The 13105-nt window shown below is 58.4% G+C and carries 11 protein-coding genes; 7 read left to right on the top strand and 4 right to left on the bottom strand.

The window, feature by feature from the left end; all coding sequences use genetic code 11:
• The first annotated feature begins 38 nt into the window (after positions 1-38).
• From thrC to MMG91_RS21040, 3 genes are all read left to right on the top strand, one after another.
• Positions 39-1448: a threonine synthase gene (gene thrC, locus MMG91_RS21050; protein WP_305448334.1), complete on the top strand. Its 1410-nt coding sequence runs from the start codon at positions 39-41 to the stop codon at positions 1446-1448.
• A 133-nt stretch (positions 1449-1581) separates the two neighbouring features.
• Positions 1582-2937 (top strand): transporter substrate-binding domain-containing protein, encoded by a 1356-nt coding sequence (locus tag MMG91_RS21045; protein WP_305448335.1) that lies wholly within the window; start codon positions 1582-1584, stop codon positions 2935-2937.
• Between the two features lie 235 nt (positions 2938-3172).
• Positions 3173-3460 (top strand): DUF3509 domain-containing protein, encoded by a 288-nt coding sequence (locus MMG91_RS21040; protein ID WP_253550031.1) that lies wholly within the window; start codon positions 3173-3175, stop codon positions 3458-3460.
• A gap of 170 nt (positions 3461-3630) precedes the next feature.
• Here MMG91_RS21040 and MMG91_RS21035 read toward each other — a convergent pair whose 3' ends face one another.
• Together MMG91_RS21035 and MMG91_RS21030 are read right to left on the bottom strand one after the other, a co-directional pair.
• Positions 3631-4557 (bottom strand): TIGR02285 family protein, encoded by a 927-nt coding sequence (locus MMG91_RS21035; RefSeq protein WP_305448336.1) that lies wholly within the window; start codon positions 4555-4557, stop codon positions 3631-3633.
• The gene (locus MMG91_RS21030; RefSeq protein WP_310660577.1) at positions 4538-5737 is read right to left on the bottom strand and encodes a CaiB/BaiF CoA-transferase family protein; all 1200 of its coding nucleotides are present in this window, start codon (positions 5735-5737) and stop codon (positions 4538-4540) included. Before MMG91_RS21030 ends, MMG91_RS21035 begins: the two co-directional genes overlap by 20 nt.
• 147 nt (positions 5738-5884) lie before the next feature.
• Here MMG91_RS21030 and MMG91_RS21025 point away from each other — a divergent pair, with 147 nt between their 5' ends.
• The 3 genes from MMG91_RS21025 to MMG91_RS21015 all read left to right on the top strand — a co-directional run bounded on the left by MMG91_RS21025 (position 5885) and on the right by MMG91_RS21015 (position 9577).
• A complete protein-coding gene (locus tag MMG91_RS21025) occupies positions 5885-6427 on the top strand; it encodes a YaeQ family protein (RefSeq protein ID WP_007897614.1) in 543 nt (180 codons plus the stop codon).
• A 66-nt stretch (positions 6428-6493) separates the two neighbouring features.
• Entirely contained in the window at positions 6494-8203 is a 1710-nt protein-coding gene (gene recJ / locus MMG91_RS21020; protein WP_310660576.1) for a single-stranded-DNA-specific exonuclease RecJ, read from the top strand.
• A 267-nt stretch (positions 8204-8470) separates the two neighbouring features.
• Positions 8471-9577: an NADH:flavin oxidoreductase/NADH oxidase gene (locus MMG91_RS21015; protein ID WP_310660575.1), complete on the top strand. Its 1107-nt coding sequence runs from the start codon at positions 8471-8473 to the stop codon at positions 9575-9577.
• A gap of 134 nt (positions 9578-9711) precedes the next feature.
• On the opposite strand, the gene MMG91_RS21010 is transcribed toward MMG91_RS21015, so the two are convergent.
• A complete protein-coding gene (locus MMG91_RS21010; protein WP_305448341.1) occupies positions 9712-11337 on the bottom strand; it encodes a glucan biosynthesis protein D in 1626 nt (541 codons plus the stop codon).
• Between the two features lie 410 nt (positions 11338-11747).
• Between MMG91_RS21010 and MMG91_RS21005 the strand changes: the two genes are divergently transcribed.
• The gene (locus MMG91_RS21005) at positions 11748-11933 is read left to right on the top strand and encodes a hypothetical protein (protein ID WP_305448342.1); all 186 of its coding nucleotides are present in this window, start codon (positions 11748-11750) and stop codon (positions 11931-11933) included.
• 71 nt (positions 11934-12004) lie between these two features.
• Here MMG91_RS21005 and MMG91_RS21000 read toward each other — a convergent pair whose 3' ends face one another.
• Positions 12005-12484: a Bro-N domain-containing protein gene (locus tag MMG91_RS21000; RefSeq protein ID WP_305504699.1), complete on the bottom strand. Its 480-nt coding sequence runs from the start codon at positions 12482-12484 to the stop codon at positions 12005-12007.
• Between the last annotated feature and the right edge of the window lie 621 nt (positions 12485-13105).

The following is a 13105-nucleotide window of genomic DNA, read 5'->3' as shown; positions in this document are numbered from 1 at the left end:
GGGCCCGGCATTGCGAACACTGTCTATTGGAGCCAGTCATGCGTTATATCAGTACCCGCGGCCAGGCACCGGCCCTGAATTTCGAAGACGTCTTGCTGGCAGGTTTGGCCACGGACGGCGGCCTGTACGTGCCGGAAAACCTGCCACGTTTCACCCAGGAAGAGATCGCTTCCTGGGCCGGCCTGCCGTATCACGAGCTGGCCTTCCGGGTGATGCGCCCGTTCGTGACCGGCAGCATCCCTGATGCCGATTTCAAAAAGATTCTTGAAGAAACGTACGGCGTGTTTTCCCACAACGCCGTGGCACCACTGCGTCAGCTCAATGGCAACGAATGGGTAATGGAGCTGTTCCACGGCCCGACCCTGGCGTTCAAGGACTTTGCCCTGCAACTGCTGGGTCGTCTGCTCGACTACGTGCTGGAAAAGCGCGGCGAGCGCGTGGTGATTGTTGGCGCTACCTCCGGCGACACCGGTTCGGCGGCGATCGAAGGTTGCAAGCATTGCGAAAACGTCGACATCTTCATTCTGCACCCGCACAACCGTGTGTCCGAAGTGCAGCGTCGCCAGATGACCACCATTTTCGGCGAGAACATCCACAACATCGCCATCGAAGGCAACTTCGATGACTGCCAGGAAATGGTCAAGGCCAGCTTCGCCGACCAGAGCTTCCTCAAGGGCACGCGCCTGGTGGCGGTGAACTCGATCAACTGGGCGCGGATCATGGCCCAGATCGTTTACTACTTCCACGCAGCCCTGCAACTGGGCGGCCCGGCGCGTTCGGTATCGTTCTCGGTACCGACCGGCAACTTCGGCGATATCTTCGCCGGTTACCTGGCGCGCAACATGGGCCTGCCGATCAACCAGTTGATCGTCGCCACCAATCGCAACGACATCCTGCACCGCTTCATGAGCGGCAATCAGTACGTCAAGGAAACCCTGCACGCCACGCTGTCGCCATCCATGGACATCATGGTCTCGTCGAACTTCGAACGCCTGCTGTTCGACCTGCACGGCCGCAACGGTGCGGCGATTGCCGGTTTGATGGACACCTTCAAGCAGGGCGGCGGTTTCAGCGTCGAAGAGGAACGCTGGACCGAAGCACGCAAACTGTTCGACTCGCTGGCCGTGGACGACGCCCAAACGTGCGAAACCATTGCTGAAGTCTTTGAGCAAACCGGAGAGCTGTTGGACCCGCACACTGCCATCGGCGTGAAGGCCGCACGCGAATGCCGTCGCAGCCTGGATATCCCGATGGTGATCCTGGGCACGGCCCATCCGGTCAAATTCCCGGATGCAGTGGAAAAAGCCGGTGTAGGAAAAGCGCTCGAACTACCTGCACATCTTTCTGATTTGTTTGAGCGAGATGAACGTTGCACCGTATTGCCGAACGACCTGAAAGCCGTGCAGGCCTTTGTCAGTCAGCATGGCAACCGCGGTAAGCCATTGTAACCGGCAAAAGCTGTCACATTTTGAAGCCCGTCTCCTGACGGGCTTTCTCATTTCTGCATGCCACACTTGTCGGGTTTCGTAAAAGAAGAGCCGCCCATGAAGGACGGGCGAGACGATTACCAAGGAAGTGGCAATGCTGTTTTTTAGAGGGTTTAAACCAGCCGTGTGCTGGATGTTTTTGCTGGGCGCCCTGGGTTTTGGGCAATGGGTAAAGGCTGCACAATTGGCGACACATGAATCCATGAAGTCAGCTGCCATCGCGCGCATTGAGCTGGATGCTCAGGAGCGGCAATGGATTGCTGAACATCCGGTGGTTATCGTCGCATCGGCGCAGTACCCGCTGTATCTGTTCAAGGATGAGCACGGTCACTGGAGCGGTTTGAACAACGATGTGCTCAACCGCATCAGCGCCATGACAGGGTTGCGGTTCGTCCATGAAGAGTCGTTTTCCACCGACCAATTGCTGGAGCGGCTGGAAAGCGGCGCGGCGGACATGAGCACGACGCTGGCAGTAAACGACGAGCGCAAGGTGTTTCTGGATTTCAGTCATGCCTTCGGTGGCGCGGGTTGGGTGCTTGTAGGGCTGACCGGCACCTCAGCGTTACAGTCTTTGGAGCAACTTTCGAAGAGGGTCCTGGTATTGCCGACCCGGCACGCCCTGGAGGGCACGATTCGTCGTGACTACCCGGCGATCGAGCTGCGCTCGGTCAAAACCTACGCCGAAGCCCGGGCACTGGTGGAAAGTGGCGAGGCCTATGCCACCATTGAAAACGAAATCGGAGCGCAGCTCTATCCCTCGGGCCGGCTCAAGGTCGGGCATGCGGTGGAAGGCAAATGGGAGGCTGATCATTTGGCAGTCCGCAAAGGACAGCCGCAATTATTGAGCATCCTCAACAAGGCGCTCGAAGCATTTCCTCCCGCCGAGTTACGTGCCATGCGGCTCAAATGGCTGAGTGGAGTTGCGCCGGTATATGCGCCCTCGGCCTGGCAGCGGATAACCCGATGGGGCTGCTGGGGTGTGTTCATCGTCAGCCTGTTCGGCCTGCTTTCATTACTTTGGAACCGTCGGCTTGCGACACTGATCGAGCAACGACGAGACGCCGAAAAAGACCTCAATGATCAGCTCGCATTCCAGCACGCGTTGATTGACGCCATGCCCGACCCGATGTTCGTGCGCGATCTGCAAGGGCGTTTGATCATGTGCAACAAAAGTTATGAGGAGTGCTTGTCGATCCGTTTCGACCAGGTTCAGGGGCGACAACTGATCGAGCTTGATGTCTTGCCCAAAGCAACCGCCGAGCAGCTGCACGCTGAGTTCATGGCTCAGCTCGGTACTCGCAAGACCCGTTTCAGCGAACGTCAGTTGATATTCAAGGATGGCGTCAGGGATATCTACCAGTGGACGGTGCCGTTCTACAGTGCGGACGGTCAATTGCGAGGACTGCTGGGTGGATGGAGCGATATCGGCAAGCGTACAAGGCAGGTGTGAAGGGTGATGCCAGTCAGTTAAGTGAAGGCCAAGACCTGTGGCATCCTTTCTTCACTGACTGGCATTAGCACGAATCAGCTGTTTTTTTACTGTCATCTTTACCGTGCATGCTCTAACTACCAGAGGCGCCGGTGCGCCTGCCGTTGGAATCCAGAACTTTCTTCTCGGGCCTGTGGTCATTTACTGTGGACACGCCCCAGGCACTTTGTTTTCGGACTATTGAGTGGTGATCGAGATGGAAAGTATCAGTCTATTGCTCGGTGAGGCTCTGAGCCCGTATCAGGTCAAGTTGACTCCATCGGGTGCCCATGGCGAATGCCTGGTGACACTGAAGAGTACGAGCGGCGCTATCGTGGTCGAACGGACGTTCAATCAGGCCCAGTTAACCGATAAACGTCTGCTGACGGATGTCGTCGACGGGCTGCACCGCGACGTGCTGATCGCTGAAGGACGTCTGGAGCCCTGTGTTATCGCGGCGTTGCGCAATGCTGCTCAGGACAAGATCCTGGCCAGCCGAAATTGAATTGTTTTTTGTGGGAACCTTCCTGCGCCAAGGTCAGTCAGACCATGTAACAGCAGGATCAAGCATTGTGCTCCGGTGCTTGTAGCTTGTTGCTACTGGTCTTTATGTAGGCCACGTTTAACCCCGAGTCGTCTCCCCACTTCCCGGGGTTTCTTTTTGCCTGCGATTTGTCATTGCGCGGCCTGACGTTCGAAAAAGGCCCTGGTTTCTTCCAGGTAGTCCTTGCGTCTTTGTGGATCGAGCCAGTCGGCGTACAGCGGGTCCAGGCGTTCGCGGGGCAGGGCGCGCAATAGCTGATTGATTTCACTGATTGCCTGTCGCCCCTGGGGCGTATTCGAGCAACCGATGTACCCGGACAGGTACTTGCCCGTGCCTTTGACCGAATAAAATTCCAACTGATCATCGGCAATATGTTCCTGACGAGCCTGATAGCGGATTTCTGGCCAGTAACCCAAGACCACCTGCAAACGACCCAGGCGCTGCATCTGCAACAGACTGCCGAGGGCGTCGTTGCCGTAATGAGGCGTCAGCACGCCGGGCGGCGCCTGTTGCAGCAGCGTGTCGAGGAACTGACCGTAACGACGCTCGGCGACCACACCGACTTTCTCTCGACGGCTGGCCAACAGTGCTGCCAGATCGACTTCATCGCCAATGAGAAAGGGCTCCAGCACCGACCGATCTTCACGCCGGATCACCAGCCCATTGCTGACCGCCCGGAAGACCGGTATGGAAAACGCAATCCAGTGTTCGCGCTCCTCGCTCCAGATCAGCGAAGGGTCGCAGGTAAAGGATTTTTCATGGAGCATTTGCATGCCACGGGCGCGATTGACCCGCATCAGGGTGTGTTCGTACTGCGGCATGCCGGCGATCAACAGCGGCATCAGTTGATCGACAACCCCCTGGCCTTTTTTCGGGCCTTCGAAGATCGTCACGGGTGGCAGATCGCGCAGCAGCCAGAGCAAATGCTCTTTAGGTTGCGCCAGGGCCGGGGACATCAGCCCCGCCAACAACCCGAGCACCGCCAGCACACGCCCGACGCCGACGTAACCGATGACTGATGAAAGCAGGCGCTTCAGCTTAGATGGCCCCGTCTTCACGTAGCCGTGCGATCTGTGCCGGGTCGTAGCCAAGGTCGTGGAGTACTTGCGCATTGTGTTCACCCAGCTGCGGCCCGACCCATTCGGAGCTGCCGGGCGTCTCAGAGAGTTTTGGCACAATGCCGGGCATCTTGAAGTCCTTGCCGTCGGGCAGCTTGGCCTGCAAGAACATTTCCCGGGCCAGGTACTGCGGATCACTGAACATGTCTTCGGCACTGAAGATCCGGCTGGCGGGAACGTCAGCCTGGTTCAGTTGCTCGATCACCGCGTCCAGCGACAGTGAGTTGACCCAGCGATCGATCACCCCGTATATCTCATCGCGACGGCTGTCGCGTCCGTCGTTGCTGGCCAGCACAGGATCATTGGCCAGGTCTTCGCGACCGATGATCAGCATGAAACGCTTGAAGATCGCATCGCCGTTGGCGCCGATCTGCACGTGTTTGCCGTCGGCGCTGGTGTGAATGGAGGAGGGCGTGATGCCCGGCATGATGTTGCCGGTACGTTCGCGGATGAAGCCGAATACGTCGAACTCCGGGACCATGCTTTCCATCATGGCGAAGATCGCTTCGTACAGCGCCACGTCCACCACTTGCCCCAAGCCGCCGTTGACCTCGCGATGACGCAAGGCCATCAGCGCGCCGATCACGCCCCAGAGCGCGGCAATCGAATCACCGATGGAAATCCCGGTGCGCACCGGCGGCCGGTCCTCGAACCCGGTGATGTAGCGCAAGCCGCCCATGGATTCACCGACCGCGCCGAAGCCTGGCTGATCTTTCATCGGCCCGGTCTGGCCAAAGCCCGAGAGCCGCACCATCACCAGTTTCGGGTTCAGTGCGTGCAAGACTTCCCAGCCCAGGCCGAGCTTTTCCAGCACGCCGGGGCGAAAATTCTCGATCAGGATGTCTGCTTCGCTGAGCAGCTGTTTCAGAATCGCCAGGCCGTCCGGGTGTTTCAGGTTCAGGGTCAAAGACTTCTTGTTCCGCGCCTGAACGAACCACCACAGCGAAGTGCCTTCATACAACTTGCGCCATTTGCGCAATGGATCACCGCCGTCCGGGGACTCGATCTTGATCACTTCGGCGCCGAACTCGCCGCAAATACGCGAGGCAAACGGCCCTGCAATCAACGTACCCAATTCGATGACTTTCAGACCGGAGAGCGGTTTGTTGGAAAACGGCATGCTGAATCCTGTAGGACAAAGGCTGAGCGGATGCAGAGTTTTAACATAGGCCGACGTCCATAGCCCAAAGTTGATCGCCTTCAATTCGTTGATTGCCTGTTGCATCGGTTAGACTTGCCGCCTTTCCTCGTATCAAGAAGCCCGTTCATGGCCCAGCCGTCCACGACCTACAAGTTTGAACTGAACCTCACCGACCTCGACCGCAGCGTCTACGAGAGCGTGAAGCAGACCATCGCCCGTCACCCTTCGGAAACCGAAGAGCGCATGACCGTGCGGCTGCTGGCCTACGCCTTCTGGTACAACGAGCAGTTGTCCTTCGGTCGCGGTCTGTCAGACGTGGATGAGCCAGCGCTGTGGGAAAAGAGCCTGGATGATCGTGTCCTGCACTGGATCGAAGTCGGCCAGCCAGACGCCGATCGCCTGACCTGGTGCTCGCGCCGCACCGAACGCACCAGCCTGCTGGCTTACGGCAGCCTGCGTGTCTGGGAAACCAAAGTGATCCCGGCGATCAAAAACCTGAAAAACGTTCACATCGCCGCTGTGCCTCAGGAAGTGCTGGAAACCCTGGCCAAGGACATGCCCCGCGTTATCAAGTGGGATGTGATGATCAGCGAAGGAACGATTTTCGTCACCGACGACCGTGGTCAGCATGAAGTTCAGTTGCAGTGGCTGAGCGGCGAACGCGGCTGATTATTCGCCGCTGAACCGCGTTACCCGGTTTTATCCTACGTATTCAAGAGAAGCACCTGTCACCCCATGCGCATCGAACCTCGCCTGTTGCCCGAAATCCTGCCATTCCTCGGTGATATTCCACCACTGCTGACCCGCCTTTACGCAGCGCGGGGCGTGCAGTCCGAGGCTGAACTGGACAAGAGTCTGGCGCGGCTGATTCCGTATCAGCAGCTCAAAGGCATCGATGCGGCGGTGGATTTGCTGGTGACGGCCCTGGAGCAACGTCAGCGGATTCTGATCGTCGGCGACTTCGACGCCGATGGTGCGACGGCCAGTACCGTGGGCATGCTGGGGTTGCGCCTGTTGGGCGCGGCGCATGTCGATTATCTGGTGCCGAACCGGTTCGAGTACGGCTATGGCCTGACGCCGGAGATCGTTGAAGTGGCGTTGACCCGCGAGCCGCAACTGCTGATCACCGTGGACAACGGCATCTCCAGCGTCGAAGGCGTGGCGGCGGCGAAAAAGGCCGGGCTCAAGGTGCTGGTCACCGATCACCACTTGCCCGGCGATGAACTGCCGTTGGCCGATGCCATCGTCAACCCGAATCAGCCGGGTTGCGAGTTTCCGAGCAAAGCCCTGGCCGGTGTCGGGGTGATTTTCTATGTGCTGATGGCCCTGCGCGCGCGTCTGCGCAGCCTGGGTTGGTACGAAAGCAAGCCGCAGCCGAACATTGGCGAACTGCTGGACCTGGTGGCGCTGGGCAGCGTCGCCGACGTGGTGCCGCTGGATGCCAACAACCGGATTCTGGTGCATCAGGGGCTGGAGCGGATTCGCGCCGGGCGAGCGCGACCGGGGCTCAAGGCGATCCTTGAAGTGGCCAAGCGCGACCATTCGCGCATCACCTCCACCGACTTGGGCTTCATCCTCGGCCCGCGTCTGAACGCGGCGGGGCGTCTGGACGACATGAGCCTGGGCATCGAATGCCTGCTCACCGAAGACGCGGGCGCTGCCCGTGAAATGGCCGCTCAGCTGGATGGCATGAACCAGGACCGCAAATCCATCGAGCAGGGCATGCAGCGTGAGGCGCTGGCCCAGCTCAAGGATTTGCCGGTGGAGTCGATGCCGTTCGGCCTGTGCCTGTTCGATCCCGAGTGGCACCAGGGCGTCATCGGTATCCTCGCGTCCCGTATGAAAGAGCGCTATTTCCGTCCGACCATTGCCTTTGCCGATGCCGGTGATGGCCTGCTCAAGGGCTCGGGGCGTTCGGTTCAGGGCTTTCATATTCGTGATGCCTTGAGCGTGGTCGCGGCGCAGCATCCCAACCTGATCAGTAAATACGGCGGCCACGCCATGGCGGCCGGCCTGACGTTGCCGGAAGCGAATTTTCCGTTGTTCGCTGAAGCCTTTGACGCTGAAGTGCGTCGGCAACTGCGCGAAGAGGATTTGACCGGGCGGCTGCTGTCGGACGGCACTTTGGCGGTTGAGGAGTTCCACCTGGAACTGGCCCGTGCCCTGCGCCATGCCGGGCCTTGGGGACAACACTTCCCGGAGCCGCTGTTTCACGGGGTGTTCCAGTTGGTCGAGCAACGCGTCGTGGGTGAACGACACCTCAAAGTGGTGCTGAAGAGTGAATGCGGTTCGGTAAAGCTGGACGGCATTGCCTTCGGTATCGACCGCGATATCTGGCCAAATCCGACCATCAAGTGGGTCGAATTGGCTTACAAGCTCGACCTCAATGAGTTCCGTGGGAACGAGACCGTTCAGTTGATGATTGCCCATATCGAACCGCGTTAAGTCCTTCGCGGGCAAGCCTCGCTCCTACAGACTGTGCATAACCTGTAGGAGTGAGGCTTGCCCGCGAAAGCAAACTTTCTGACACCCAATCTCTCGGAACCCTCCTTCATCCCCCGATGTCGACTAGGCTCTAAGCACTGCTTGATTATCCTTGTGACGTCTTGTCGAATTTTTTGCCCGCGGGGGCGGGTGCTGCACCTTTTCCTGTCACTCGTCGACTATTCAAACAGAACCCTGGAGCCTGCCCACTGATTCGAGAGGTGCCCCATGAGTCTGCTGCTTGAACCCTATACCCTTCGTCAATTGACCCTGCTTAACCGCATTGCGGTGTCACCGATGTGCCAGTACTCCAGCGTCGATGGACTGGCCAATGACTGGCATCTGGTCCATCTCGGTAGCCGCGCTATCGGCGGCGCCGGTCTGGTATTCACCGAAGCCACGGCGGTCACCGCCGATGGGCGCATTACCGCCCAGGATCTCGGCCTCTGGAATGATCAACAGATCGAATCCTTGCAACGTATTACGCGCTTCATCGCCGCTCAGGGCGCCGTTGCCGGTATTCAGTTGGCCCACGCCGGGCGCAAGGCCAGCACGCATCGGCCGTGGCTCGGCAAGCATGGCAGCATCAAACCGGAAGACGGCGGCTGGACCCCGGTTGGCCCTTCGCCGATCGCTTTTGACCCCCAGCACACACCACCGAAGCAACTCGATGAAGGCGAAATCGCTGACGTTATCCAGGCCTTCGTCGATTCGGCCAAACGGGCACTGATCGCCGGTTTTAAAGTGGTCGAAGTGCATGCAGCCCACGGTTACCTGTTGCACCAATTTCTTTCGCCTCTGAGCAATCAACGGCGCGATCAGTACGGCGGTTCGTTCGAGAATCGGATTCGGCTGGTCCTGCAAGTCACCGAAGCGGTGCGGGCCGTGTGGCCTGAAGAGTTACCGGTGTTTGTGCGGGTGTCGGCCACCGATTGGGTGGAAGACGGCTGGAACCCCGATGAAACCGTGGAGCTGGCGCGGCGCCTCAAAGACCTGGGCGTGGACCTGATCGACGTCTCATCGGGCGGTACGGCGGTAAACGCCGAGATTCCTACAGGCCCCGGTTATCAGACCCGTTTTGCCGAGCGCGTACGCAAGGAGTCAGGCATTGCCACCGGCACTGTAGGAATGATTACCGAACCGGCTCAGGCCGAGCACATTCTGCGTACCTGTCAGGCCGACATCATCTTCCTCGCCCGGGAGTTGTTGCGTGATCCGTACTGGCCGCTGCATGCCGATGATGATCTGGGCGGGCACAAAGCTATTTGGCCGGCGCAATATCATCGGGCTACCCATCGTGACCAGCCGATTCATGAATCGGATTTGCGTGACTGAATGCCGTTGTAAAACCCAAAAGCCCCGGTCGTGTTGACCGGGGCTTTTGTTTATCTGGCGGGGAATATTTTGCTGGGCTTTGCGGCCTCATCGCGAGCAGGCTCGCGTAGGGGCATTTCAGACCCCGCTAACTTTCAGGTGTACTTACGCTTATCAGGCGCCGGCGGGAAATACTGGTACAACCAGGTTTCACTCAACGTGCGGTCATTGGTGCGAATGAACAACCGCAGCTCCACCGGGGCCACGCTGTCGTTGGTCGGGTACCAGTCGAAGGTAATGCGGTAGCCCTTGATGTCATCGAGCACCAACACATTGAAGTCCTTCACTTGGCCATTCGAGCAGGTCACCACCGGCTCGATCCCCGCACCTTCGGGCAAGCGGTCCAGACCACCGCCGGTGAAGTCCACGGCAAAGCGTCGCGCCCAGACTTCCGGATAATGCTCGCCCGGCGCCCAGCCTTCGATAAAACCGCCCATGCCCGAACGGGTCGCGTGGACCCGCGCCAGCGGCGTACTCACCGGTGGCAGAGCGCTCCAATAGAGCTTGTAGCCATAGTTGAGGGAGTCCCCGGCCGCGACCGGTTTTTTCGGCGTCCAGAACGCGACGATGTTATCCAGGGTCTCGCCGGTTGTAGGAATTTCCAGCAAGTCGATAGAGCCTTCGCCCCATGCGGTTGTAGGTTCTACCCACAGACTCGGGCGCTTGCTGTACCAGTCGACGGTGTCCTGATAATTGGCGAACTCGTGATCGGTCTGCACCAAGCCGAAACCTTTCGGGTCGGTGTCGGCAAAGGCATTGAATTGCAGGGTGGCCGGGTTATTCAGCGGGCGGCAGATCCACTCGCCATTGCCGCGCCACATGGCCAGGCGATCGGAGTCGTGGATTTGCGGGTGAATGGTGTCGCACATGCGCCGCTCATGGGTGCCGCAGCTGAACATGCTGGTCATCGGCGCGATGCCCAGTTGCTCGATGGCGGTGCGGGCATTGACGTGGGCATCGACTTCCATCACCACACGCTCGGCCTGGCAATCGATATCAAAACGATAGGCGCCGGTGGCGCTCGGCGAATCGAGCAGGGCATACACCACGAAGCGAGTGCTGTCCTTGTCCGGTGTCTCGAACCAGAACTTGGTGAAGTCCGGGAATTCTTCGCGCTTCTTGGCGTACGTATCGATCGCCAGGCCGCGGGCCGACAAACCGTACTGGCCGGTGGCGTCTACCGCGCGGAAATAGCTGGCGCCGAGGAATGACAACACGTCGTGCTGATCCAGCTCCGGGGCCTTGAACAGCTTGAACCCGGAGAAACCCAGATCGCCCTTGAGCTGTTTGGTGTCAACAGTGGTTTTTTCGTAGTTGAACAGCGACGGGCGGAAATGCACCTCGCGCGCCAGTCGAGTCTTGGGATCGACGCTGTACATGCGCACCGGTTGCTTGAAACCCATACCGACGTGGAAAAACTGCACGTCCAGCTGGCCTTTCAAGTCCTTCCACAGCGAGTGATTGCCGTCGTAGCGGATCGCGTTGAAGTTCTGCGGCGTCATGGTCGCCAGCGTCGGCGGCAGCACCTGTTTGGTGTCCTGATAGGGCTTTCCGGCGAGCTGTTTGGCCTGGCTCTTCAGCGCTTCGAAGTCGAACGCCTGTGCGTCGCCATCGGCGGCGCTGCTACCGGCCCAGGCGTTCGCTGCCAACAGGCCGGTGGCGGAGAGACCGGTGTAAGCCGCGATGGCCATGGAGGCTTTGAGCAAATTCCTGCGGTGCATAAGTACAACCTGTCGTGAACAATCCCGCGCCGTTCCTGGCACGTGCTGGATCAAAAATAACGGTTCGGACATGCCTTGGCCAAACGCAACAGACCTTAAAGAGATGCCAAATACTTTAAACCGTTCGGTCGGAGAGCAAAAATGATTGATGGCACAGCGATAGCGCGGCAATGAAACAAGACATTTCAGGTAGCGTTTCTTACAGCACTTTCTGATTTATAGGGCATATCTGCTTTTTTCGACTAATTACTCTAAAAACGCTTTTCAGCGCCAAATTAATTTCTATTCTATGGGGCATGACCGGTTTCGGCCCTTCAGGCCGGTGGGTTCGGCGGGCATAAGGTGACCGCTGAAAGTGATAGGGCGATGCGGTTTTAAAGTTTTCTCTGACGTATAGAAGGACATCGTCCATGTCGAAAGTACAAGGCATTACTGAAATATTAGGAATCTTCCCCTGGCTGGCTACCGGGCAGCGAAAGCGTCGGCTCAGTTCGGAGGAGTTGAAGTTGGTGGAGCGGTATCGCGAGTTGTCGGAGAGCGACCGGATTGCGATGCGGTATCTGGTGGATGCGATGCGCAGTGTTTCGCGGTTTTGACGGTAGGAGATTGAGTAGTGTTGGAAAATCAAGGGGACGGACTGCAAAACTCCGTCCCCTTGTGCATCAGTTCAACGGCTACAAATCGTGAACGGCCGTTGCGCTTGCATTAAATCAGGCATGTCCCGCCACTTGATCCAGGCCTGATGCTGCCAATGCAGCAGCGGCACAGAGATCCCAGCCCACTGCAACGAACTCAGGCTCGGGATGTTTTCCATCGATGCCGCGTTCGAGTCACGCAACATGGGCATGACCTCGTTGCTCAGCCACTGGCGCAGGTTTCGGTTTTCCGGGACGAAATGATGAACGAGCAGGGCATACATCCCTGATTCGCTGACCATCAGTGATTCGACCGTTTTGCCGTTCTTCAGCAGCCAGACATATTGGCGTTGATCAGGATCTAGCTTCAGGGTGAGTCGTTGGTCTAGTGGGCGACCCATTAAGCGGCCAAGGTCTTGGACACAGAACCAGCCTTGGTTAGCTTGCATGATGGCGTGGAGGAATCGGTTGTGGCGGGTGAAGACGGTAGGGATGAAATGAGGATGGGTCATGGCCTGCCTCCAATGTTAGCGAGAGGGCATTTTGTTACGAAGGCTTCAGGTGAATTTGGGATGTGCCTAAGCATTTGTTCGACTCCATGTTGAAAAGGGAGCCGCCACTAATCCTTCGACAGATTTGGGTGGCGGACCGTGCGGCGTTCGAAGTCGGGACATTCTCGATCAACATGGAAGCCAAGAGGCCCGCGCCACACGGCCCACCATAAAGCGAGACTGGAAGGCAAAAAGCTTCAGCTCATATGGTGGCGCGGATGCGCCATGTTGATGATGTACCGGCTTCGACCCCGGGCCGCTGATTTGGCAGCGACGGGATGAAGCCTATCTGCAAGGCGCTCGCGGCGCCAAGTCTACTCTGGCGACGCTTGTTGTAGGAATCGTTGCCTTTGCTGGAAGGCTCCATCTGTAGGAATTTCCTGTTTTTGCACGAGGTGCAGGGAGGCAGCGCCAAATGAATGGTTTTTCCTATATTTATTCTGCTTTCCGCCGGTGTCCTTCTTGAATTCGTGGTGACGCCATTCGCGGGCAAGTCGGATCGCCGCACCGCTCGCTCCTACAGGCTTTGTGTCGATCAATGAAACGGCGCGATCCCTGTAGGAGCGAGGCTTGCCCGCGAAG

It is taken from the genome of Pseudomonas sp. JL3 (assembly GCF_031570575.1).
Lineage (GTDB): Bacteria > Pseudomonadota > Gammaproteobacteria > Pseudomonadales > Pseudomonadaceae > Aquipseudomonas > Aquipseudomonas cucumis.
Note: the sequence above shows the minus strand (reverse complement) of the source record. Positions and strands in the feature narration are given on the sequence as shown.

Excerpts from the sequence above, each read along its gene's own strand:
- thrC (WP_305448334.1), top strand. The coding sequence starts at position 39 with ATGCGTTATATCAGTACCCGCGGCCAGGCACCGGCCCTGAATTTCGAA.
- MMG91_RS21045 (WP_305448335.1), top strand. The coding sequence starts at position 1,582 with ATGCTGTTTTTTAGAGGGTTTAAACCAGCCGTGTGCTGGATGTTTTTG.
- MMG91_RS21040 (WP_253550031.1), top strand. The coding sequence starts at position 3,173 with ATGGAAAGTATCAGTCTATTGCTCGGTGAGGCTCTGAGCCCGTATCAG.
- MMG91_RS21030 (WP_310660577.1), bottom strand. The coding sequence starts at position 5,737 with ATGCCGTTTTCCAACAAACCGCTCTCCGGTCTGAAAGTCATCGAATTG.
- MMG91_RS21025 (WP_007897614.1), top strand. The coding sequence starts at position 5,885 with ATGGCCCAGCCGTCCACGACCTACAAGTTTGAACTGAACCTCACCGAC.
- recJ (WP_310660576.1), top strand. The coding sequence starts at position 6,494 with ATGCGCATCGAACCTCGCCTGTTGCCCGAAATCCTGCCATTCCTCGGT.
- MMG91_RS21015 (WP_310660575.1), top strand. The coding sequence starts at position 8,471 with ATGAGTCTGCTGCTTGAACCCTATACCCTTCGTCAATTGACCCTGCTT.
- MMG91_RS21010 (WP_305448341.1), bottom strand. The coding sequence starts at position 11,337 with ATGCACCGCAGGAATTTGCTCAAAGCCTCCATGGCCATCGCGGCTTAC.
- MMG91_RS21005 (WP_305448342.1), top strand. The coding sequence starts at position 11,748 with ATGTCGAAAGTACAAGGCATTACTGAAATATTAGGAATCTTCCCCTGG.
- MMG91_RS21000 (WP_305504699.1), bottom strand. The coding sequence starts at position 12,484 with ATGACCCATCCTCATTTCATCCCTACCGTCTTCACCCGCCACAACCGA.